Origin of the sequence: Streptomyces sp. NPDC047072 (genome assembly GCF_040643855.1) — a bacterium.
GTDB lineage: Bacteria > Actinomycetota > Actinomycetes > Streptomycetales > Streptomycetaceae > Streptomyces.
The window spans coordinates 1-22,870 of sequence record NZ_JBEYVC010000084.1; the positions used below are offsets into that span (position 1 = coordinate 1).

Below are 22,870 nucleotides of genomic sequence, written 5' to 3' on the forward strand. Positions count from 1 at the left end.
TCCGGGTGCAGGAGGCGGTGTACCGCTATCCGGGCAAGGACAAGCCGGCCGTCGACGGGGTGTCGCTGACTCTGCGGCGCGGCCAGATCCTGGCGTGGCCGCGCACTCCGCGCAGCAGGCCGCCGGCGATCCGCTGGCCCCGTTCACCGCGGCCGGCCAGGGCGTCTCGGCGGCGGTCGCCGCGCTCGCGGCCGGCCTGCTCTTCCTTATCCGCGACCGCTTCGACCTCTTCCAGGGGAGCCCCGCATGACCCCGACCCCGACCGTCTCCGCCTCCGGGCTCGGTCTGCGCTACGGCGGTACCCGCGCCCTCGACGACGTGTCGCTGCGGCTCACCCCGGGTGTCACCGGGCTGCTCGGTCCCAACGGCGCCGGGAAGACCACCCTGCTCAGGGTGCTGGCCACCGCCGCGCCCGCCGACCGGGGCACGTTCACGGTCCTCGGCCACGACCCGTCCGGCTCGCGCGGCCGCCAGCAGGTCCGCCGCTCGCTCGGCTATCTGCCCCAGACCCCCGGCTTCCCCCCGGACTTCACGGCCTTCGACTTCGTCGACTACGTGGCGATCCTCAAGGAGCTGACCGACCGCACCGCCCGCCACCGCGAGGTGCGCCGGGTGCTGGAGGAGGTCGACCTCGGGGACGTGCGCGGCAAGCGCATCAAGAAGCTGTCCGGCGGTATGCGGCAGCGGGTCGCGCTGGCCGCCGCCCTCGTCGGCGACCCGGGTTTCCTCGTCCTCGACGAGCCCACGGTCGGCCTGGACCCCGAACAACGCATGCGCTTCCGGGAGTTGATCGCGCAGGCGGGCGAGGGCCGGACGGTCCTGCTCTCCACGCACCAGACGGAGGACGTGGCGATGCTCTGCCACCGCGTCCTCGTCATGGCCCACGGCCGCATCCTCTTCGAGGGCACCCCCGCCGAGCTGACCGCCCGCGCCGCCGGCCGGGTCTGGAGCAGCACCGAGCGCGCCCCGGGAGCGAAGGCGGGCTGGCGCACCGGCACCGGCTCCTTCCGCAACGTCGGCGACCCGCCCGAGGGCGCCGACCTCCTCGAACCGACTCTGGAGGACGGGTACTTGCTCACCCTCGACGCGGTGGAGGTGGCGGCCGCGTGAGCCTCGCAGTGGAGCCGACGGCCCGTCCCGCCGCCGTGGACGAAGGCGATCCGCGCCGCTCGTGGGCCGCCGTGTTCGCCCTCGCCCGCTTCGAGGCGCGCGACCTGCTGCGGTACGTCCCGGTGCTCTCGATGTTCGCGATCTACCTCGCCTACACCGTCTGGCGGATGTGGAGCGACTACGGCACGGACGGCTACCCCGCCCTCCAGGACGCCGACCGCGCCACCCAGTCCGGGCCGGTGATGCTGGTCGGGGTCGCCCTGTTCGTCTGCGTCAACCGCGCCGCGCTGCGCTCCCGACGGCGCGGCACCGACCGGCAGTTCGACGTGCTGGTCATGGAGCCGTGGCGGCGCACGGTCGGGCATCTGCTGTCCGTCGTGCCGTTCGTCGTGGTCACCGCGCTGGTCGTGCTGGCCGACTTCACCTCCCAGGCGCTGCGGCCGGGCGCGATCGGCCACGGCTCGCCGGCCGAGCTGGCCGTCGGCCCGCTGTACGTCCTGCTCTGCGGGGCGCTCGGACTGCTGCTCGCCCGGCTGGTGCCGACCACGTTCGTGGCACCGGTCGCGGTGATCGTCCTCTTCGTCTTCGACGCGGTCCTCTCCACCGGGCAGGGCTCGGCGCAGTGGAGCCGCTGGCTGTCCCCGGTCGTGACCGAGACCAGCAGCGACACGCTTCCCTCGGACCTCATCGGGCGGCCGGCCGCGTGGCACGCGCTGTATCTGACGGGCCTGATCCTGCTGGCGGCCGTCGCCGCGATCCTGGTCGCCGGGGGCCGGACGCTGCCGCTGAAGGCCGGTCTCGCGGGGGCGCTCGCGCTGACGCTGGCCGGGGCGGTGGGACAGGCCGGAGGAGTCTCGCCGGAGCTCGCCGCCGCGCGGGAGCGGGCGTCGGGGAACCCGCGATTGCCCTGTGTGCAGCGGGAGGGCTCGACGTACTGCGCGTTTCCCGAGTGGACAGGACGCGTGGACGACTGGGCGGGTGTCGTGAACCGGGTGCGGTCCCTGGCGGGCGGTACGACCGCCGAGCGGCCGTTGGTGGTACGGCAGCGGGTCGAGGCGCGCTACGGCCTCGACGGCAACGCGGCGATCTCCCCGTCGACGACGCCGGGACAGGCGAGCGTCGGGACGCACTGGGGCGGCAACCGGGTGCCCGAGTTCGCGGTCGGAGTGGCCGCCGTGCTGGTGGCGGGGGACGAGTCGAAGGGCGGGGAGCTGTGCGACGGGCGGGTGGTCACGCTGATGTGGCTGGCCCTGGGGAGCGACGCGCACCCGATGGCCACGCTCCGGAACGTCCGCCTCGACGACAGCGTCAGCGGCTCGGCGATCGCCCTCGCCCCGACGGACCCGGTGTCCATGTCGGCGGCCCAGACCGACGTGGTCCGCGCACTCCTGGGCCGGCCCCGGGCGCAGGTGACGGCGTCGGTGAAGCGGCACTGGAGCCGGCTGACGGCACCGGGGGTCACTACGGCGGAGGTGGCGCGGGTGCTGGGGACCGAGGTGCCGAAGGGGGCGAAGGACTGTGCGGAGGAGTGAGAGGAGCGAGAGGAGTGAGAGGAGTGAGGTGAGTGAGGTGAGCGGCGGGCGGTTGAGCGGGCGGTTGGCGTGGGCGTTGGCGTTGGCTTGGGCCGTGGCGCGGGGTGTGCCGTGGCGGGTGGTCGGGGTCGGGGCCGTCGGTGGGGCCGGGGTCGTCGCAGTGGTGCGGTGGATGGGGGGTGCGATGGACCCCTGGCTCGGCATCAATCTGCTGCGGGCCGCCGCTCTCGTCTTCGCGCTGGGGCTGGCCTTTCTGCTGGACGACCCGGCCCGGCACACCACCGCGCCCGTCCCGGCCCGGCGTTGGGTGCGGGCGGGGCTGCGGGTCGGGCTCGTCCTGCCGGTCGCCGCGCTGTGGTGGACGGCGGTGCTGGCCCTCGTACCGGAGCAGGCCCGTCCCCCGGTCGGCGCGGTCACGCTGGAGGCCGCGGCCGTCGCCGCGCTCGCCCTGGCCGGCGCGGCCGTCACCCTCCGCTTCACCGACGAACCCGAGCCGGGTCCGTCGGTCGCGGCGGGCCTCCTGACGGTCGCCGTCGTCGCCCCCCTGCTGACACCGGCCCGCTGGTCACTGCTCGTGGCCCCGGGCGACCCTCGCTGGGAGGCGTCCCACACCCGCTGGGCCTGGCTGCTCGCGGCGGCGGCGCTGGTGTGGGCGGCGTGCGAGCCGGAGCCCCTGCAAAGAAGGGCGTTGCGGAACGGAACGCGGCCGAGACCCGTCTTCGGGCGGGAAACCTCGCTGTCCGGCCGGTCCGACGGGTGACGATCTCCCGCCACCGGTAACGCAGTTGTCGATCTATAATCTCTCCTGCCCATGCCGTGGAACCGTGCTCGTGCCGAGAAGCCGGTGTGCGCTGAAGTCGTGACGGGTCGAGGCGGGCGGGGTGCGCAGCCGGATGGGTGGAGACGGCGGGCCGTCGACCGGGACGGCCGAACTGCGGGACCGGATGGGCGCGTTCGCGCGCGGTGAAGGGGACCCGCGGGCGCTGGTCGAGGCCGTGCGGGGCGCGGAGCTGCTGCTCCCTCTGCTCGGTGAGGACGCCGTGTGGACCGCGGATCTGGAGGACATCCGCTGGGTGTTCGCGTTCACCGGCACCCGCGAGATGCACACCTTCCTCCAGCAGAAGTGGGAGGCCGCCGAGCCGGGCGAACTGCCCGCGGGACTGGCCCGGTTCGCGCGGTACCTCGCCGTGGACGGTGAAGAGCTGCTGCAGGAGATGCTGCCCGCCTGGGTGGGGCGGGACCGGGTCCCGATGGGGGTCGTGGTGGACGTGACCTCCGACGCCCGCGCCTTCCTGCCGCCGGTGTCCGGGATCGTGCCGGACGCGATCGCGCTCGACCGGCAGCCGGTCGCCGAGGGAGAGGGGGCCGCGTCATGAGCGGTGGAGGGTACGGGGTCGACCCGCAGATCCTGAAGCAGGTCGCCCAGGGCATCAACGACGCGCTGGACGAGCTGAAGAAGATCACGGACGCGACCGGGGCGACCACCGGCCAGGGCTTCTCCGACCTGTCCGTGCCGCCGAACGCGATGGGCCACTCCGATGCCTCGCAGCGGCTCGACGACTTCTCCCGGCGCTGGGGCTGGGAGGTCCAGGCGCTCCTGGACGAGGGCAACGACGTGGCCGGGACGCTGGATCTGAACGCCGGCTACTACCACGAGGCGGAGGAGTACGGCATGGGCGTCCTCAAGGACGTCGCGCTGTCCGCGACCGCCGACCCGTCGCTGACCTCGCAGGACGCGGAGAAGATGTCCTGGGGCCAGGTGGGGGCCAAGGCCGCGGACACCTACGACCCCGACTACTCCATGGCGAGTTTCGAGAACGCCTCCGAGGAGAGCCGGAAGAACCTCTCCGCCACCTGGACCGATGTCACCGAGACCGGCACGGTCGGCACCGAGATCGGGGTGGTGAAGGCCGCCGGGGCCCTGCCCTTCGGCGGTGACGACGACGGCCAGGACTCCGGCGTCGCGGCGAAGGGCAAGTGATGGGCTTCCTCGACGACCTGGACGGCACCACCCAGGGCCTGCGCGACACCTTCGCCGACGGGGTGCAGTCCGTCACCCACGGCACCTCGGAGCTGCTCGACGCGGCGGGCGCCCACGGCTGGGCGGACAAGGCCGACGGAGCCGGCTCCTGGGTGGCCGACCGACTGGGTGCCGGGACCCGTGAGTTGGAGCTGGACGAGACCGACGACCCCGCCCTGCTGGTGCACGGGGACGCGGGCCGGATCCGTGCGTCCGCGGGGCAGTTGAGGAAGCTGGGCGCCGCCTTCGAACGTACCGGCCAGGCGCTGCGGAAGATGGATCCCGCGGACTGGCACGGACAGGCCGCCGACCGCTTCCGCGACAAGGTGCGGACCCACCCCAGGCGCTGGCTCAAGGCCGCCGACTCCTTCGAGGACGCGGCCGCCGCGCTGGACCACTACGCCCACACCGTCGAGTGGGCGCGGGGGCAGGCCCGCGAGGCGGTCGAGCGGTGGAGGCAGGCCCGGCGGCAGACCGAGGCGGCCCAGGCGCAGTACCGGCGCGAGGCCGACGACTACGCCCAGCAGGCCCTCGCGTTCCAGGTTGCGGGGCTGTCCGGCGGCAAGGACGGGCAGCGGCCTCCGCAGGAGCCGGGACCGTTCCACGACCCCGGGGCCGAGGGCCGTGACTCCGCGGAGCACCTGCTCAAGGCGGCCCGGGGCGAGCGCGACAGCGAGGGCGCCCAGCTGGCGCAGAAGCTCGCGCGCGGCACGGACCAGGCGCCCGCCGAGCCCCAGGGCCTGGACCGGCTCAAGCGCGAACTCGGCAACACGCTGAAGAACCAGCTGGTCGGCGCCGAGCACAAGCTGGGCGGCGTCATCAAGACCGGCACCGGGATGCTGCGCCTGGCCCGCACGGTCAACCCCCTGGACCCGTACAACCTGACCCACCCGGCCGACTACACCACCAACCTCACCGGCGTCGCCCGCGGTCTGGTGCACTCCGCCAACCACCCCACCGAGCTGGTCAAGGGCCTGGTCGGCGAGGGCTGGAGCACCGACCGCAACCAGGCCATGGGCGCCTTCGCGACCAACTTCATCGGCGGCGGGGGCGCCCTGGGCAAGGCCGGCGCCAAGTCCGTCGCCCACGGCCTGGAAGGCGCCGTAGCCAAGGAATCCACCAGGACCGTCGGCCAGGAACTCGCCGAGGACACCGCCGGGGCCGTCCAGCATGTCGACGACGTCTCCGAGGCGGCCGGGAAACCGGCCCCGGACGACCCGCGCAGCCTGCCCGCCGCCGTCGAGAAGGACATCGACATCGACGGCATGGAGCACCAGCCGGTGTGGCGGGAGAGCCACGAACCGCTGTACCGCAACGACAACCGTCATCCCCGGGAGATCTTCGAGCAGGGCTTCCATCCATGGGACGCGTCCAACAACGACCTGTTCGGCTATGTGGAGGGCAACCACAAGTCGGCCTTCGTGGGCACCACCACGGACCCGGACGCGAACTGGGTGAAGGACTACCGGTACGAGATCGACGCCCCCGGCGGGATCGACGTCAACCAGACCCTGCCGAACAACAAGTACGCGGACACCGACAAGGAGATCGCCTTCGCCGGCGGCATCGACCGCAAGCACATCAAGGGAGCCTGGGAGATCTTCCGCGACGGGACCAAGGGAGAATGGGTGCCGAACCCCCACTACGAGCCGCACGTCCCCCGGACTCCCGCCCCCGAACCACCGCCCGCCAGTCGACTGCCCCAAGGATGGACCCGATGAGCGGCCTCGTTCCCGACCGTTTCGACATCCTCGCCTTCAACGGTGCCTGGCAGACCCCCGCCGTGCTGCGCTGGGAGGGCGACGACCGCGAGCACGACTACACCGTGACCGCCGAAGGCCCCTGGGGGCGGTTCTCCGGCCGGGCGGGCGACTGCTTCGAGGCGCTCGTCCGCGTCCGTGAGCAGCTCGAACCCCTGGGGTGGTTCCTGGGGGTCAACGGTTCCCGGCGCGACACCTGGCCTTCCGGGATGTGCCGGGGCATGGGCGGGTTCCTGGTGTACCGCCTCAGCCTCGTCGCGCCGCTGACCAGCGCCGACCGTATCCAGACGTTCCACCCCGCACCCCGCGAGACGCTGGCCACCATCGCCGACCAGACCGCTTTCGAGAAGTACTGGCAGACCCTGTGACCCCTCCGCCCGGATCCGCGCCCGCCGTCCCTCCGGTCACCCCGGCCCTGCGTGCCCAGGCCGCCCGGCAGCGCGGCGGCTACGTGTACGCGATCGACCCGTTCTTCGACCCCGGCGGTGCGGTGCCCCCGTACGGCATCGTCGGTGGCTGGTCCGTCGACCGGGCCGGGCAGCTCGTCTCCTTCACGCCCAACCCGAAGTACCGTCCCTCGCCGGTCGCGCTGGAGTTCCCCGCACCGGTCTCCGCCCTGGAAGCCGTCGTGCAGCGGGCCGTCACCGGCTACTGCGACGAGGCGGAACTGCTCACGACCTTCTACGACGCCACGCTCCTTCTGTTCGCCGAGGAGGGCCGGGACGGGCTCTACACGGTGGTCGACGACGGCGGCGGCCGATACATCCCGGCCTTCACCCACCCCGACCGCGTCCCTGACGGCCGGCACCAGTGGCGGCAGGCCACCGGCCACTACCTCGCGGCCACCGGCCTCCCGATCCGCCTCGACCCCGGCCACCGCATCAGCCTGACGATCCCGGCGGGGGCGGGCGGCCGGGCCCGGGCGGGGGACTCAGCAGGTGCGGAAGGCGCCGGCATTGGGAGGGCCGGTGCGGGGGAGGCTGGTCGTGAGGGTGCCGGTGCGGGGGATGCCGGTCGTGAGGGTGCCGGTGCGGGGGATGCCGGTCGTGAGGGTGCCGGTGCGGGGGATGCCGGTCGTGAGGGTGCCGGTGCGGGGGACGCTGGTCGTGAGGGTGCCGGTGCCGAGGACATGCGTAGGGAGAGCGCCGGTAGCGAGAGTGCCGGTGCGGAGAGCGGCCGTAGCGGGATCGCCGGTATCGAGAACGCGGGTATCGAGAGCGCCGGTATCGAGAACGCGGGTAGTGAGAGCGCCGGTTCCGAAAGGGCCGGTCCCCAGGACGCCGGTCCCGAAAAGGCCGGTCCCCAGGACGCCGACTCCGAAAAGGCCGCTCCCGAGGGCGCCGGTCCCGAGGGCGCCGATATCGAGACCGCCGGTCCCGAGGGCGCCGCTCCCGAGACCGCCGGTCCCGAGGCCGCCCTCCTGGGCGCCCGCCTCCTGGATGCCGCCCTCCTGGACGCCCCCCTCCTCTCCGCCGGTCTGCTCTCTGCGCTCGCCCGGCGGAGCCGTACCGCTCTGTGGGAGTCGGCCATGGGTGCCGAGGGCCGCCGTGCCCCGGAGCCCGCGCCGCCGGCCGGGGGCGTCGCCGACATCCGGGACGCGCTGGTGGTCGGCGCGGAGTCGCAGGTCGTACGGGATCTCGACCGTGCCCTGCGGCAGCTGGCCGGCGCGCTGGCCGTGGAGTCCCGCGCTCTGCCGACCGTGCACGCCGCCTGGCTCACCGACGGCGAGCTCAGCCTTCAGCTCGCCCGGCCGGCGCCGCGGCCCCCGGCGCCGTGGCAGCCCGACCGGAACGACACGTTCTGGCGGATCCGGCTTGCCGACGTCCCGGTGCACGAGACGGACACCGCCGCCCCCTACCCCGGCCTGGTCAGCCTCGGCACCCACGGCCGGGCGCGGCTGCTGCTGAACCTCGAAGCCCTGCCCGGACTCGTCGCGCTGACCGGCGCCGAGGCGGACCGGACGGCCGTCCTCGCCTCGGTCGCCGCGGAACTCGCCACCAGCGCCTGGGCGGACCGGATGACCCTCACCCTCGTGGGCCTCGACGCGGAACTCGCCGAGCGGGCGGCCCCCACCCGGGTCCGCCGGGTCGACGACCTCGACGAACTGCTGGCAACCATGGAGGCCGAGACCGTCCGGCGCCGCGACGCCCTCGCCACGGCAGGCCACGACTCGGTGCTCACCGGGCGCACCGGCCGGTCCGGGGACACCTCATGGGAACCCCACCTCGTGCTGCTCGCCGCCCCGCCGAGCGAGGAGCAGGCGGCGAGACTCGCCGAACTCGCCGTGGATTCCGGCCGGTTGGGCATCGGCTACCTGGCCGCCACCGCCGCCACCACCGACGGCGGTCTGCCCGGCGCCTTCTGGAAACTCGACGTCACCCCCGACGGACGCCTCCTCGCCCCGTCGCTCGGCCTGGACCTCCAGGCACAGCTCCTGCCGCGGGAGCGTTACGACGCCGTGGTCCGGCTCTTCACGGACGCCGTGCCCGACGCCGGCGGCCCCCCGCCGTTCCGGGTCGACCTGACGCCCAGTGGACAACCCGCGGTGTACGCACGGCTGGTCGGCGCCTACGAGATCATCGGCCTCGACACCTCCGACACCGAGCACGGCCCGCTGCTCCGGGAGGCGCTGGCGATGCTCCTGCTCCACCGCGAGGGAGTGCACCCGCGCGTCCTGGCCCGCGGTCTGTGGCCCCGTGGCGTGACCGAGGACGTCCGGGACGCCTTCGTGGCCCGCCTGCGCACCTGGCTGGGAACCGACCCCGACGGAACCCCGCGCCTCCGCGTCGACGGCACCGGGCGGCTGACCCTCGCCCCCTCCGTCGTCAGCGACCTCGACGTACTGCGCACGCTCCACCACGAGGCCACCGCGGGCAGCGGTTCGGGTGACGCACGGCTACGGGAGCGTCTGCTCGGCGACGCCCTGGCACTGGCCCGCGGCCCCCTGCTCGCCGACCGCCCGCAGGGCCGCTACACCTGGCTCGCCCACGACATCGCCGAGACCCGGCTGTCCCTGCTGGTGGGAGACGTGGCGCTGGCCCTGTCCGCCCACCACCTGGAGGCCGGCGACCCGGCACGGGCGCGCGCCGCCCTGGAGACGGCCCTGACCACCACACCGGAGGACCAGCGACTGAAGAGCCGGCTCGCGCGCGAGGCCCCCGGAGCCGCCGACTGATCCGTCACGTCTCGGTGCGGTACATCAGGTCCGTCTCGTACGTGGTGAAGCCGAGGCGTTCGTAGACCGAGACCGCCGCCTTGTTGTCGGCGTCCACGTACAGCATCGACGTGGGAACCCCCTGCGCCGCCAGGTGCCGCAGGCCCGTCGTCGTGAGCGCCTTGCCCAGGCCCCCGCCCTGTGCGCCCGGCTTCACGCCGACGACGTAGACCTCGCCGAGGCCCTCCGCCGCGTGGACCTTCGTCCAGTGGAAGCCGATGAGTTCGTCGCCGCGGAAGGCGAGGAAGAAGCCCGCGGGGTCGAACCAGGGCTCGGCCTTGCGGTCGTCGAGGTCGCGCTGGGTCAGGGAGCCCTGCTCGGGGTGATGGGCGAAGGCGGCCGCGTTCACGGCGAGCCAGGCCGCGTCGTCCTCGCCCGGCACGAAGGTCCGCACGGTCACACCGAGCGGCAGCACCGGCTCGGGCAGCTCCAGACCGGTCAACGGGCGCCGCATCTGCCGTAGCTCCCGGAAGAGCGTCAGCCCGAGGACCTGCGCCAGATGCCGGGCCGCGGAGTGGCCGCCGTGGGCCCACACCCGCAGCCGCTTGCCGGAGGCGGCGAGCAGGGCGGCGCCGAGCGCGCGGCCGTGGCCGTGGGTGCGGTGGTCGGGGTGGACGACGAGTTCCGCGGCCGGTGCCTCGACCGGGTCGGTGTCCTCCAGCTGGGCATAGCCGACCAGTTCGGCACCGACGTGGAGAAGCAGATGGGACACGCCGTCCCGGGGGCCGCCGCGCAGCTGGAGCCGGCCCTGCTCGGACACCGCCTGCTGACCGTCCACGCGCGCGGCCTCGGTGATGATCGCGAGCACGGCCTCGGTCTGCTGCGGGGAGAGGGCCGAAGTGGTCTCGATGGAGCGGGAGATGGCGGGGCGTGCGATGTCGTCGCTGGTCATGCGTCGAGGGTAAGGGGAGGTCCGGGCAAAGTGGCGGCAAAGAAGCAACCAGGATGTAACCACGAAACCTCTGTCGCGCTACGCGCGTTGACCTTAGGCTGCGCCGGGACGGGGCCCACATCACCTCACTTCACACCCGGAACTCAGGGGGGCGTATGCCAGCCGTATCCCAGTCACACCCGCGCCGCAGACGGACGTACCGTCTGGTGGCCGCCACCGCCACGCTCGCCACCGCCGGTGCCCTCGCCGCCGCGCTGCCCGCCGACGCGCACGACGTGCAGCACGGCAAGCCGCTGCCGAGCCGCTACCAGGACGTGCAGCTGCTGTCCTTCAACGACCTGCACGGCAATCTGGAGCCGCCGTCCGGCTCCTCCGGCCGGGTCACCGAGCTCCAGGCGGACGGGACGACGAAGACGATCGACGCCGGTGGTGTCGAGTACCTCGCCACCCATCTGCGCCAGGCCCGCGAGGGCCAGAAGTACTCCATCACCGCGGCCGGCGGCGACATGGTCGGCGCCTCCCCGCTGATCTCGGGCCTCTTCCACGACGAGCCCACCATCGAGGCGCTGAACAAGCTCGACCTGGATGTGACGAGCGTCGGCAACCACGAGTTCGACGAGGGCGCCAAGGAACTGGGCCGGCTGCAGAACGGCGGCTGTCACCCCACCGCCGGCTGCTACACGGACAAGAAGTTCAAGGGCGCCGACTTCCCCTACCTCGCGGCGAACGTCCTGGACGAGAAGACCGGCAAGCCGATCCTCGCGCCGTACTGGGTGTGGCAGAAGAAGGACGTCAAGATCGGCTTCATCGGCGTGACGCTGGAGGACACCCCGGGTGTGGTCTCCGCCGAGGGTGTCAAGGGCCTGAAGTTCAAGGACGAGGTCGAGACGATCAACAAGTACGCCAAGGTGCTCCAGCGCCAGGGCGTGAAGTCGATCGTGGCGCTCATCCACGAGGGCGGACAGCCCGCGTCGGGCGCGTACAACTACGACTGCGACTCCCCGGGCGCCGGTGACGGCATCTCCGGCCCGATCGTGGACATCGCGAAGAACATCTCCCCGTCGGTGGACGCGCTGGTCACCGGCCACACGCACGCCGCGTACGTCTGCACGATCCCGGACCCGGCGGGCAACCCCCGCATGGTCACCTCGGCCGCCTCCTTCGGCCGGCTGTACACGGACACCACGCTGACGTACGACCGCTTCACCGGCGACATCGCGCGTACGACGGTGAAGTCGCCCACTTCGGCGAACCACGTGGTCACCCGGACCGTCGCCAAGGCGCCGGACATGACCGAGCTGATCAGCAGGTGGAACACCCTCGCGGCGCCCATCGGCAACCGCGCGATCGGCTACATCTCCGCCGACATCCCGAGCACCGGCACCGAGTCGCCCATGGGTGACCTGATCGCGGACGCCCAACTCGCGTACGGCAAGGGCCTCGACGCCGAGACCGACCTCGCGCTGATGAACCCGGGCGGGGTCCGGGCGGGCCTGACCTACGCGGCCAAGGGCACCGAGGGCGACGGCGTGGTGACCTACGCCGAGGGCTTCACCGTGCAGCCGTTCTCCAACACCGTGAACCTCCAGGACTTCACCGGCGCCCAGCTGATCCAGGTGCTCAAGGAGCAGGTCAGCGGCAGCAACACGGCCTCGCCGAAGATCCTCCAGCCGTCGGCGAACCTGACGTACACCCTGGACCTGACGAAGACCGGCGCCGACCGGGTCGTCACGGACTCGATCAAGGTGAACGGCACGGCCGTCGACCCGGCCGCCACCTACCGCATCGCGACGAACAGCTTCCTCGCGGGCGGCGGCGACGGCTTCACCACGCTGGGCCAGGGCACCAACGACCTCGTGGGCGGCGACGACCTGGCAGCCCTTGAGCAGTACCTGACGGCCAACTCCTCGGCCACCAGCCCGATCGCGCCGCCGGTGACCAACCGGATCACGATCACGCAGTAGAAGCCAGGAGGAGCAGGTCATCCCACCGGCTGGGGCCGGGTCCCCGCCGGACTCGCGAGCCCCAGCCGGTTGAGGAACTGCTCCAGCGTGAACGCCGCCATCCCCAACGACACGGCGTTGCCGGGGACTTCTGAGATGTCGACGGTCAACCCCGGCAGGGAGCCCGGCAGGACGTGGTGGGGCAGCTCCTCGCGCACCGCGGGGAGCAGCCACTCGGCGAGCGCCTTCGGCAGCCAGCCGGTGAGGGTCACCGTCGGCACGTTGAGCAGGTTGACCAAGTCGCCGAGGGCGGCGGCGAGATGGCGGCCGGTGCGTCGGAGCAGTTCCCGCAGTACCGGGTCCCCGGCGGCCAGCCCTACGGCGAGGGTCGCGACGAAGTCCCGCTGCCCGGGCTGCCCGAGCGCCGGATGGGACGGGTCGATCTCGGCGAGCGTCGTCTCCAGACCGGGCGCGCCGACGTACGCCTCGACGCAGCCCTGTCGCCCGCAGCGGCACGGACGGCCGTCCAGGGCGAGGAGCGTGTGCCCCCATTCGCCCGCGTTGTTGGTGGCGCCCCGCACGAGGGTGCCCTCCAGGGCGATCCCGGCGCCCGCGCCGGTGCCGATGTTGACCACGGCCATGCTGTCGACGACACGTCCGGCGCCGAACCACATCTCCGCGAGGATCGCCGCCTTGAGCGGGTTGTCCACGTACAGCGGTAACTCCAGCCGTCCGGCGAGGAGTTCCTCGATGCGGACGTCGTGCCAGTTCCAGTTGGGCGCGAAGACGGAGACCCCGCAGTCGTGCTGGACATGGCCCGGCATGCTGACCCCGACGCCGACGATCCGCTCGCGCCCGGTGCCGCTCGCCGCGAGGGCCGTACCGATCGCGGCGGCGATGCCGTCGACGACGTACGCCTGGTCGTTCTGGTCCTCGTCGAGCGCGACCTCGTGCCGGCCGAGCACACCGAGCGCGAGGTCGTACACCGTGGCGTCGACGTAGGTCTCGGCGACGTCGACGCCGATGATCCGGCCGCGGTCGGGGTTGATGGTGAGCCGTTCGTACGGCCGTCCCACCCTCTTGCGCTCCACGGCGGCGATGCGCAGCACGTCCTCCGCCAGGAACTCGCCGGCCAGCGTGGTGACGGTGGCCTGGCTGAGCCCGGTGTGCCGGGCGAGTTCCTGACGGGAGGACGGGCCGAGGTCGAACAGGGCGTGGAGTACCTCGAAGCGGTTCTCGCTGCGCACGTCACGGGCCGAGTGCCGGGCCACCGTCTCCCCCTCAGTCGGTCGTCGGAACTCCCGCCCACAGCGTACGGATCTCGGGGGGAGCGCTCCCCTCGATTCCCTGGACGAAGAGGGTCAGACCTCGCCAACCCGGCGGAATCCAGAGGGAGTCGGGGTCTCCGCCCGAGAACTCGGGCCGCTCACCGGCCCAGACGCGCCCCACGCACTCGCCGCCGGCCCAGCCGGTCACCCGGACCTGGGTGGCGTCCAGCCGGACGAGGAGACCGTACGGCGAAGGTGACGGCGGCAGGTCCACGTCGAGCCACGCCTCCTCGCCCGGCTTCAGCGCCAGCGGCAGCCGTACGGCCTCTCCCGCGAGGTCGTCCCGCGCGGCGAACGCCGTCAGCAGCCCGTCGTCCTGGGTCGCGCACGACCAGTCGGATACGGCGTCCAGGGCGAGGAGTTCGGCGCGCAGGCCGGGTCCGCTCGGGTGGTGCGGGAAGGTGACCGCCAACTCATGGGCACCGGCGGGCAGTTGCACCCAGGGGTTCTCGGTGTGCACGGTCTCCGGCGCGCCGCCGTCCACGCTCACCCGCAGCGGGGCGAGGACACCGTGCACGTGCAGGGCGGACGGGGTGGGCGAGTGGACCGTACGGCGGTAGGTGACCGGGACGCCGACGCGGGTGCTGCTCCAGCCGCCGAGCGTGCGCAGCGGTGCCGGTTCGCCCGACCAGTGGTCGTGCACGGTCCACAGGGCGGACACGTCCGTGACCGACCGCACCGTCCACAGCGTGCCGAGGCCGCGCAGGGCGCCCAGGCGCAGGGCGGGCAGCCGGGCGTCGTCGAAGTTGGCGTGACCCCAGATCTCCACGACGGCCTCGACCGCGACCTCGCCCGTCACATCCCGGACGTCGACGCGGTGCGCCGCGCCGAACCCGGCGACGGTCGGCAGCGCCCGGCCCGCGACGGACAGGTCGACGATGTCGGCGGCGTCGCTGAGCAGGAGTTCGTCGACGCCGGTCAGGTCGGTGGTGGTGCGGTAGGCGCCCCGGCCGCGGTACACGCCCAACGACTCCAGCGTGGGCGGCAGTTGGTGCAGTCCGGCGGTCTCCTCGGGGGCGGCCTCGACCCGCCTTCGCACCTCGCGCACGGCGACTGGTTCCGGTACGTCGGGCTGTGCGACGGCATCCGCCAAGTGGACCGTGCCGTCGTCCACCGACCGCAGCCGCGCCGCCTCGGCCGACGGCAGCACCACCAGGATCACTCCGCCCACCGTCTCCCGCCCGGACACCGGGACCTCCGCCCGAGTCCCGTCGAGTACGACGGTCACCGGCACGTCGGAGGAGAACACCAGCACCCCGTCCGCCCGCGCCACGAGGTCCGCCGAGGCGAGGTCCAGAGTCGCACCACCGAGGGGCACATCCAGAGCCATCAGCGGGCACGACCCCGGCGCGACCGCGACCGGCACACCCCCCAAGGCCGCCGTGCCCAGCGCATCACCGAGGTGCGGTACGGCCACCAACCGCCCACCCCCGTCCAGCTCCAGAGCTGACAGAGACGAGCTGGTGGGAAAGTCGCAGTCGACTCCGCCGTACGACACCGTTGTCGCCAGGGCCAGTTGGGGCCCCCACGCTTCCACGACCCGGGACAGCACCCGCGCCTCCGCGTACTCCGGGCGCTCCAGGCCGGTCGAGGAGACGTAGCCGCCGAAGTCGTAACCGTGGCTCATGAAGTTGCCCGGCCGACCCCAGTTGCCGCTCGACGGGGTGTACCCGAAGTTCCAGCCGGAGGACTGGAGATAGGGCGCGATCAGCTTGGCGCCGCTCGCCAGCAGTCGCCGTAGCGTGCGGTGGCGGCGGTTGGTCTCGGTGACCAGCAGCGGTACGCCCCGCTCGGCCACCAGGTCGGCGTAGCGCCGTACTTCGGGCTCGATGTCCGGGGAGTCGTCGTCCGGGTAGAAGTTGCTCGCCGGTACGACCCCTTCGACGTCCCCGGTGGCGCCGGGGAGGTCGCCCTGGCCGGAGCAGGCGATCAGCGGGACGGTGATGCCGTGCCGAACCGCCGTGTCCCGTAGGTGAGTTAGGTAGCCGGCGCGGTCCTCGCAGTCGAAGAAGTCCAGCTCGTTCTCCAGCTGCACCATGATCACCGGTCCGCCCGCCGGGAGTTGGCGCTCGGCCAGGATCGGCAGCACCCGGTCGAACCAGGCGGTGACCTGCGCCAGATAGCGGGGCTCGTTCTGACGGACCCTCAGCTCAGGGCCCAGGCCCAGCCAGGCGGGAAGCGCGCCGCCGTCCCACTCGGAGCAGATGTACGGGCCCGGGCGGGCGATGACGTACAACCCCTCTTCGCGCGCGAGGTCGAGGAAGGCGGCGACGTCCCGGCGGCCCTCGAAGTCCCACCGGCCGGGTGCCAACTCGTGGAAGTTCCACGGGAGATAGACGTCGACGCAGGTGTACCCCGAGGCCCGTACCTGGGCCAGGCGCTCGCGCCACTGCTCCCGGGGGAGGCGGAAGTAGAAGAGCGAGGCGCACAGCAGGGTGCGGGGACGGCCGTCGATCCACACCGCCCGGCCGTCCACATGGATGGTGGTCACTTCACTCCCGCGCTTCCGCCGCTGATGTCCATCTCGTACAGGTACTTCTGGCCCAGGTAGTAGACGAGGATCATCGGCACCGCGAGCATGATCGAGCCGACCATCACCAGGTTCCAGGGCGGCGCCTGGCCCGCCTGCGAGGTGGCGGTGATGTACTGCACGCCCAGCGCGAGCGGCATCTTCGACTCGTCGTTGAGGTAGATCAGGGGGCCCATGAAGTCGCCCCAGGTGTGGGTGAGGGTGAAGATGCCGATGGCGATCAGGACCGGCCTGAGCATCGGGAACATGATCCGCCGGTAGATGCCGAAGAAGCCCAGGCCGTCCATCATCGCGGCCTCGTCGAGCTGGCTGGGCAGCCGGGAGACGAACTGCCGTACCAGGAAGACGTTGAAGGCGTTGGAGAAGAAGTTCGGCACGATCAGCGGCAGGAAGGTGTTCACCCAGCCCAGGTCCCGGAAGAGGATGAACTGGGGGATCATCGTGATCTGCGTGGGGATCATCATCGTCGCGATGACGATGAGGAACATCGTGTTCTTGCCGGGCGCCCTCAGGCGGGCGAAGGCGTAGCCGACCAGGCCGCTGGAGAGGACCTGCCCCACCACCGAGAACAGCGAGATGAGCACCGAGTTGAGCAGGAAGCTGCCCATCGGCAGGTCGGTGCTGAACACCCGCGAGAAGTTGTCCCAGTGGAACTCGCGCGGGATGACCGTGAACCCGCCGGAGTTCACGGTGGCGTCGCTGGACAGGGCGATCGAGCCGACGAAGACCAACGGGGTGGTCAGGACCGCCGCGACGATCAGCAGGGTGCCGTAGGTGAACGGGGTCGCGCGGAACGCCCGTACGGCGGGGGCCTCTTGGCTCTTCCTGCGCAGGGGGGTGGCGAGGGTCGCCATCACTTCACCTCGGTCTCGTAGAACACCCAGCGCCGGGTGGTGCGGAAGGCGATCACCGTGAAGACGAGGATCACCAGGAACAGCAGCCAGGAGATCGCCGAGGCGTAGCCCATGTGGTAGTAGCTGAACGCCTGGTCGAAGAGGAACGGCACCATCGTCTGGGCCGCGTCGTAGCCGGCGGGGTTCTTGCCCTTCGAGACCAGGATGTAGACCTGCGAGAACACCTGGAACGCGCCGATCAGGCCCATGATCAGGTTGAAGAAGATGATGGGCGTCAGATGCGGCAGCGTGATGCTCCAGAACTGCCGCATCGCGCTCGCGCCGTCGACCTCGGCCGCCTCGTACAGCTCACGCGGGATGCCCTTCATCGCGGCGAGCAGCAGCACGGTCGCTGCGCCCGCGCCCCACGTCGACATCAGGATCAGGGCGGGTTTCACCCAGGGGCCGTCGTACAGCCAGTTGGGGCCCGAGACGCCGAACAGTCCGAGGAAGTCGTTGAGCGGGCCGTTCGGAGCGAGCACCATTCGGAAGATCATCGCGGTGGCGACCAGCGGGATCAGCGTCGGCAGGTAGATCAGGGTGCGGAACAGCTTGCGGGCGCGGATCTGCTTGTTGAGCAGGTTCGCCAGCCACAGGCCGACCACCAGGCCGAGCGGGACCGAGATCGCCGCGTAGTAGAGGGTGTTCCACAGGGCCTTCCAGAACACCGGGTCGTCCGTGAGGAGCTTGGTGTAGTTCTGGAAGCCGACCCACTGGGGCGGGGTGAAGGAGTCCCAGTCGGTCAGGGAGTAGTAGATCGACGCGATCATCGGCCCCAGCAGGAAGACCAGGAAGCCGATGATCCACGGCGAGACGAACAGGTAGAAGGAGAGCGCCTCACGCCGCCGCCGCTTGGAGAGCTTCGGCTTCTTCGGCGGGGCGGAGCTCTTGGCGGCCGCCGGCGCTTCAGGCGGCGGGGTCGGTGCGGTCGTGGTCGCCATCGCCGGTCATGACCCGGACTTGATGAGGGCTTCCAGGTCCTTCTGTACGGCCGTCAGCGCCTTCTTGGCGCTGCGCTCCTTGCCGAGCCAGAAGTCCGCGAGCCCGTTGGAGATGGTGTCGGTCATCTCCTGCCACTCGGGGATGAACGGGGCACGGAAGACGAACGCGCTCGACTCGGCGAAGACGCTCATGTCGACGTCCGTCTTCATCCAGGACGGCTTGAGGAACGCCTGGCTCTTCTGCACCTCCAGGTTGGCCGGCACGTCCTGGCCGGAGGAGATGATCTCCGTCTGCGCCGCGGGGGAGGTGAGGAAGTCGATCGCCTTGAAGGCGTTGTCGCGCTGCTTGGAGGTGCGGGAGATCGCGAGACCGCTGCCGAACGCCGACACGGCCTGCTTCTTGCCGCGCCACATCGGCGCGATGTCCCAGGCGAACTTCGCGTCCGTCAGGCCGCCCATGACCCAGAAGCCGTTGGCGTGCGTGGCGACCTTCTGGTTCGGGAAGGCCTGGTCGCCGCCGATGTCGGGGCCCATGTCGGCGTAGTCGGCCTTGCTGGGGACGACCTTGTGCTTGAAGACCAGGTCGCCCGCCCACTGGAGCGCCTCGACCACGGCGTCGCTGTCGACGGCGGGCCGGCCGTTGGCGTCGATGATGGTGCCGCCGTTCTGGTAGGCGAGGCTCCACCACTGCGGCCACCATTCGGCACCGCTGTAGCCCCACACCTTGCCGGGGACCGTCAGCTCCTTGAACGCGGCGAGGGCGTCGTCCCAGGTCCAGTCCGCGGTGGGGGCCTTGATGCCCTTCTTGTCGAACATGTCCTTGTTGTAGAACACGGTCACCGCGCCGGAGCGGTCCGGGATCGCGTACAGCTTCTCCTCGTACGAGTACAGCGTGCCGACCGGGCCGAAGCGCTGCTCGGGGTCGAGCTTCGCCGCCTTGGCGAGGTCGTCGAGGGCGAGCAACTGGCCCTTGCTGGAGTACGTGTTGACGCTCTCGGCGACCTGCATGATGTCCGGCCCGTTGCCGCCGGCGATCATCGTCTGGACCTTCTGCGGGTACGAGTCGTTCGGGATCAGCTGGAGCTTGACCTTGAGGTCCGGGTACTTCTTGACCAGCAGGTCGATACGGGCCTGGTACGTCTTGCGGTCGGTGTCACCGCCCCAGACGGTCATCAGAAGCGGGCCGGAGCCGGAGCCGCTGCTGCTGGAACCGCATGCGGTCAGGGTGATGGCACCGGCGGCCGCGACACCGAGGCCGAGAAAACCTCGGCGGGACACCTGAAGCTTGTCAACTGGCATGGCTGTACCCCTGCTGGGAGTGGGTGGGGCTTCGAGTGACGGTTAAACTAACCCTCGTTAAATCCCACGACAACCCCCTGTTCCGTGCATGTTTCGGGGAGCCTCGGGCGCCGCGCGCCCATGTTGGCCGGGTTGGTCCGTATTAAGCCCTGTGTGAGCCGGGGTTCGGTTCCACGGGTGTCCTGAGAATTTATTTTCAGAGGCAACTCTCACTCAGTCTTATTGACTTCCAAGGCGAATTGGCTTTTTCGGCCGCAGGAATGCCGTAGTGTTTTCCATGTCGACAGCGAACGACGCAGACGCAAAGGAGAACGAGATGAGCTTCCACAAGATCGCCCCGGTGAAGAAGGCCCGCAAGCCCGCCCCGGCCCCCAAGAAGGCGCAGCCGAAGAAGGCCGCCCCGAAGCGCCGCCCCGTCGCCAACCAGCACTGACAAGGAGAAACGAACCATGAGCTTCCACAAGATCGCCCCTGTCAAGAAGGCCGCCAAGCCCGCCCCGGTCCCCAGGAAGAAGGCGCCGAAGAAGGTCGCCCCGAAGCGCCGGCCGGTCGCCCACAAGGGCTGACACAGAATTTACTGACGTAAATCAAAATTATTCAAGGGTGATTGCAGCGGATCGGTAGAGGAACTGTTGCAGAATCACGACAGAGAGGGACACAGACATGAGCTTCCACAAGATCGCCCCCGTCAAGAAGACCCGCAAGCCCGCGCCGGCCCCCAAGAAGCCGCAGCCGAAGAAGGCCGCCCCGAAGCGCCGGCCGGTCGCCCACAAGGGCTGAGCCGGAACGCCACGAGGCGGGGCCACCGGTTAGCGAGCGCGTCTCGCGCCGGGGGCCCCGCCTCGGCCCTGTCCCGGCACCCGGAAGGAGTTGCTGATCATGAGGGAAGTCCGCGAGGCCTTCCGCAGGTTCTGGCCGCTGACCCGCGGCGACCGCAAGTGGCTGCTGGCGATCGTGGCCTGCGTGGTGGTCTCCGCGCTCGCCGAGACCGCCGCGATCCTGCTGTTCGCGCAGCTCACCGACACCGCCCTGAAGGCCGGTTCGCTCTCCGCGTTCTGGGGCCCGGCCGGCGCCTGGCTCGGCGTCGCCGCCCTCGGCGCGCTCGTCGGCTACCTCGGCAACTCGCTCGCGACCTGGACGGCCGAGAGATTCGTGCTGCGCCTGCGCGCCAAGGTCTTCCGGCACATCCAGGGAATGCCCCCGCACTTCTTCCAGAAGCACCGCCAGGGCGACCTGGTCGAACGCCTCACCGGGGACGTCGAGGCGATCGAGCAGATGGTCGTCTCGGGCGTCGTCGGCACGGTCGCCGCCGCCTTCTCCGCCGTCTTCTACTCCGCGGCCGCCCTGTACCTCCGCTGGGACCTGGCGCTGGTCACCTTCGTGCTGGCCCCGCTGTTCCTGGTCGCCGCCCGCCGCTTCTCCGGCCGTATCAAGGAGGCCTCCCAGGACGAGCGGGTCGCCGACGGCGCGATCACCTCCGTGGTGGAGGAGTCGCTCGGCAACGTCGTGCTGACCCAGGCCTACAACCGGCGCGGCGACGAGGAGAAGCGCCTCGACGTCGAGGCCCGCGCCTGGATGAAGGCGTCGGTGCGCGGTGCCCGACTGAGCGAGATGTACGAGCAGTTCGTCGAGGTCGTCGAGACGGTGTGCGTGCTCGCCGTCATCGGCCTCGGGGTCTGGGAGATCTCCGCCGACCGCATGACGCTCGGTCAGCTCCTCGCCTTCGCCGCGTTCATCGGCTATCTCTACCCGCCGGTCCGCAACCTCGGCCAGCTCGGGCTGACCCTCACGGCGGCGACCGCGGGTGCCGAGCGGCTCGGGGAGATCCTGGACGCCGAGCCCTCCGTCGGGGACCCGGACGAACCCGTGCCCGCGTGGCCGGTGCGCGGCTGGGTCGGATTCCACGGGGTGAGCTTCACCTACCCGAACGCGCCCCGCCCCTCGGTCAGCGACGTCACCTTCTCGGCCGCCCCCGGCGAGCTGGTCATCGTCACCGGCCCGAGCGGCGCCGGAAAGTCCACCCTGTCCAAGCTCCTCACCCGCTTCTACGACCCCTCGGCCGGCGTGATCACCCTGGACGGCGTGCCCCTGACGCAGCTGGGCCTGGAGTTCCTGCGCGAGCAGGTCGCGCTGCTCCCGCAGGAGACGCTGATCCTCAACGGCACGATCCGCGAGAACATCGCGGCGGGCCGCCCGGAGGCGACCGACGGGGAGATCGAGGAGGCGGCGCGGACGGCGGCGGCCCACGACTTCATCGCGGCCCTCCCCGAGGGCTACGACACCGAGATCGCCCCCGGAACGGCGGCGCTGTCCGGCGGCCAGCTCAAGCGGATCACCATCGCCCGCGCGATGCTCCGGGCCGCGCCCGTCCTGATCCTCGACGAACCCACGGCCGGCCTCGACTCGGTCGCCGCCCGCCAGGTCGTACAGCCGCTGCGACGGCTGATGTCCGGCCGTACGACGATCATGATCACGCATGATCTGAGCCTGGCGCCGGACGCGGACCGGATCCTGGTGGTCGACGGCGGCCGGCTGGTGGAGGCGGGGACGCACGCGGAACTGGTCGCGCGGCGGGGCGCCTATGCCCGCCTTCTCGGCCCGCTGCCGGAGGAGACGATGGTGCTGCGGCTGCCTTTTACGCGCTGACGCGCAGGCTGTACCCGAGTCCCCGCACGGTCTGGATGAGCCGCGGTTCGCCGTGGCTCTCCAGCTTTCTGCGCAGGTACATGACGTAGACGTCGAGGGTGTTGGAGGCGGGCTCGAAGTCGAACCCCCAGACCTCCCTGAGGAGATGGGAGCGGCTGAGGGCCTTCGCCGGGTGGCGCATCAGGTGGACGAGGAGGTCGTACTCGGTCCGGGTCAGCGTCAGGGGGCGGCCGGCGCGGGTGACGGTGCGGGTGCGCAGGTCCACGGCGAGGTCCTGGAAGACCAGGTCGGCGGGGGACTGCGCGGGCGGAGCGGGCCGGGGGGCCGTGCGGCGGAGCAGGGCGCGGACCCGGGCGAGGAGTTCCTCCGGCTCGAAGGGCTTGCTGAGGTAGCCGTCGGCGCCGTTGTCCAGGGCGACGATACGGTCGCCCACGGCGTCCCGGCCGGTGATCATCAGGATCGGCACGGTCGAGCCGGAGGCCCGGATCCGCCGCGTGGCGGCAAGCCCGTCGAGACCGGGCATCTGTACGTCCATGAGCACAAGATCGCTCGCCCCCACGAGCTCCAGCGCGATACGCCCGTCCGCGGCGAGCACGGTCTCGTACCCCTCGAACCTCAACAGCCGCCCGAGACCTTCCCGCACGTCCAGGTCGTCATCGGCCAGCAGAATCTTCTCCGCCATCCCACCAACGTGGGGTGAGGGGCTGTGGCGGGGCTGGCAGGGGGGTGTGGGTGGGCTGGGGGTGCCGATGCGTTCGGGGG

The 22,870-nt window shown here is 71.4% G+C and carries 18 protein-coding genes; 11 read left to right on the forward strand and 7 right to left on the reverse strand.

Going from position 1 to position 22,870, the window contains the following annotated elements; translation table 11 throughout:
• Positions 1-94 precede the first annotated feature (94 nt).
• The 9 genes from ABZ896_RS29985 (at position 95) to ABZ896_RS30025 (ending at position 9,597) form a co-directional block, all read left to right on the forward strand.
• Positions 95-250, forward strand: a complete 156-nt coding sequence (locus ABZ896_RS29985; RefSeq protein ID WP_360935948.1) for a hypothetical protein — start codon at positions 95-97, stop codon at positions 248-250.
• The gene (locus ABZ896_RS29990; RefSeq protein ID WP_360935950.1) at positions 247-1,110 is read left to right on the forward strand and encodes an ABC transporter ATP-binding protein; all 864 of its coding nucleotides are present in this window, start codon (positions 247-249) and stop codon (positions 1,108-1,110) included. Before ABZ896_RS29985 ends, ABZ896_RS29990 begins: the two co-directional genes overlap by 4 nt.
• Complete coding sequence (locus ABZ896_RS29995; RefSeq protein WP_360935952.1) at positions 1,107-2,642, forward strand: ABC transporter permease; 1,536 nt, start codon at positions 1,107-1,109, stop codon at positions 2,640-2,642. Before ABZ896_RS29990 ends, ABZ896_RS29995 begins: the two co-directional genes overlap by 4 nt.
• Before the next feature lie 37 nt (positions 2,643-2,679).
• Entirely contained in the window at positions 2,680-3,402 is a 723-nt protein-coding gene (locus tag ABZ896_RS30000) for an ABC transporter (protein ID WP_360936026.1), read from the forward strand.
• A gap of 133 nt (positions 3,403-3,535) precedes the next feature.
• Positions 3,536-4,018 (forward strand): SseB family protein, encoded by a 483-nt coding sequence (locus tag ABZ896_RS30005; protein ID WP_360935954.1) that lies wholly within the window; start codon positions 3,536-3,538, stop codon positions 4,016-4,018.
• The gene (locus tag ABZ896_RS30010; protein ID WP_360935956.1) at positions 4,015-4,623 is read left to right on the forward strand and encodes a hypothetical protein; all 609 of its coding nucleotides are present in this window, start codon (positions 4,015-4,017) and stop codon (positions 4,621-4,623) included. The genes ABZ896_RS30005 and ABZ896_RS30010 overlap by 4 nt, the downstream gene beginning before the upstream one ends.
• Entirely contained in the window at positions 4,623-6,383 is a 1,761-nt protein-coding gene (locus tag ABZ896_RS30015) for a putative T7SS-secreted protein (RefSeq protein WP_360935958.1), read from the forward strand. Before ABZ896_RS30010 ends, ABZ896_RS30015 begins: the two co-directional genes overlap by 1 nt.
• Positions 6,380-6,790, forward strand: a complete 411-nt coding sequence (locus ABZ896_RS30020; protein WP_360935960.1) for a hypothetical protein — start codon at positions 6,380-6,382, stop codon at positions 6,788-6,790. Before ABZ896_RS30015 ends, ABZ896_RS30020 begins: the two co-directional genes overlap by 4 nt.
• The gene (locus tag ABZ896_RS30025) at positions 6,787-9,597 is read left to right on the forward strand and encodes a type VII secretion system-associated protein (RefSeq protein WP_360935962.1); all 2,811 of its coding nucleotides are present in this window, start codon (positions 6,787-6,789) and stop codon (positions 9,595-9,597) included. Before ABZ896_RS30020 ends, ABZ896_RS30025 begins: the two co-directional genes overlap by 4 nt.
• Positions 9,598-9,601: 4 nt before the next feature.
• Here ABZ896_RS30025 and mshD read toward each other — a convergent pair whose 3' ends face one another.
• Positions 9,602-10,528 (reverse strand): mycothiol synthase, encoded by a 927-nt coding sequence (gene mshD / locus ABZ896_RS30030; protein ID WP_360935964.1) that lies wholly within the window; start codon positions 10,526-10,528, stop codon positions 9,602-9,604.
• A 155-nt stretch (positions 10,529-10,683) separates the two neighbouring features.
• Here mshD and ABZ896_RS30035 point away from each other — a divergent pair, with 155 nt between their 5' ends.
• On the forward strand, positions 10,684-12,492 hold the full coding sequence (locus tag ABZ896_RS30035; RefSeq protein WP_360935966.1) for a bifunctional metallophosphatase/5'-nucleotidase: 1,809 nt from the start codon (positions 10,684-10,686) through the stop codon (positions 12,490-12,492).
• 17 nt (positions 12,493-12,509) lie between these two features.
• On the opposite strand, the gene ABZ896_RS30040 is transcribed toward ABZ896_RS30035, so the two are convergent.
• From ABZ896_RS30040 to ABZ896_RS30060, 5 genes are read right to left on the reverse strand one after another with little or no spacing between them, the layout of a single operon-like run.
• Positions 12,510-13,742 carry an ROK family protein gene (locus tag ABZ896_RS30040; RefSeq protein ID WP_360935968.1) on the reverse strand — a complete coding sequence of 411 codons (1,233 nt, stop codon included), beginning with the start codon at positions 13,740-13,742 and terminating at the stop codon, positions 12,510-12,512.
• 10 nt (positions 13,743-13,752) lie between these two features.
• Positions 13,753-16,290 (reverse strand): beta-galactosidase, encoded by a 2,538-nt coding sequence (locus tag ABZ896_RS30045; RefSeq protein WP_360935970.1) that lies wholly within the window; start codon positions 16,288-16,290, stop codon positions 13,753-13,755.
• Positions 16,287-17,183 (reverse strand): carbohydrate ABC transporter permease, encoded by an 897-nt coding sequence (locus tag ABZ896_RS30050; protein ID WP_360935972.1) that lies wholly within the window; start codon positions 17,181-17,183, stop codon positions 16,287-16,289. The genes ABZ896_RS30045 and ABZ896_RS30050 overlap by 4 nt, the downstream gene beginning before the upstream one ends.
• Positions 17,183-18,163 (reverse strand): sugar ABC transporter permease, encoded by a 981-nt coding sequence (locus ABZ896_RS30055; protein ID WP_360935974.1) that lies wholly within the window; start codon positions 18,161-18,163, stop codon positions 17,183-17,185. The genes ABZ896_RS30050 and ABZ896_RS30055 overlap by 1 nt, the downstream gene beginning before the upstream one ends.
• A gap of 6 nt (positions 18,164-18,169) precedes the next feature.
• Positions 18,170-19,462 carry a sugar ABC transporter substrate-binding protein gene (locus ABZ896_RS30060; RefSeq protein ID WP_360935976.1) on the reverse strand — a complete coding sequence of 431 codons (1,293 nt, stop codon included), beginning with the start codon at positions 19,460-19,462 and terminating at the stop codon, positions 18,170-18,172.
• An 879-nt stretch (positions 19,463-20,341) separates the two neighbouring features.
• On the opposite strand from ABZ896_RS30060, the gene ABZ896_RS30065 reads away from it, so the two are divergent.
• The gene (locus ABZ896_RS30065; protein ID WP_360935978.1) at positions 20,342-22,108 is read left to right on the forward strand and encodes an ABC transporter ATP-binding protein; all 1,767 of its coding nucleotides are present in this window, start codon (positions 20,342-20,344) and stop codon (positions 22,106-22,108) included.
• Here ABZ896_RS30065 and ABZ896_RS30070 read toward each other — a convergent pair.
• Positions 22,098-22,790, reverse strand: a complete 693-nt coding sequence (locus ABZ896_RS30070) for a response regulator transcription factor (protein ID WP_360935980.1) — start codon at positions 22,788-22,790, stop codon at positions 22,098-22,100. The genes ABZ896_RS30065 and ABZ896_RS30070 overlap by 11 nt on opposite strands.
• Positions 22,791-22,870: the final 80 nt, after the last annotated feature.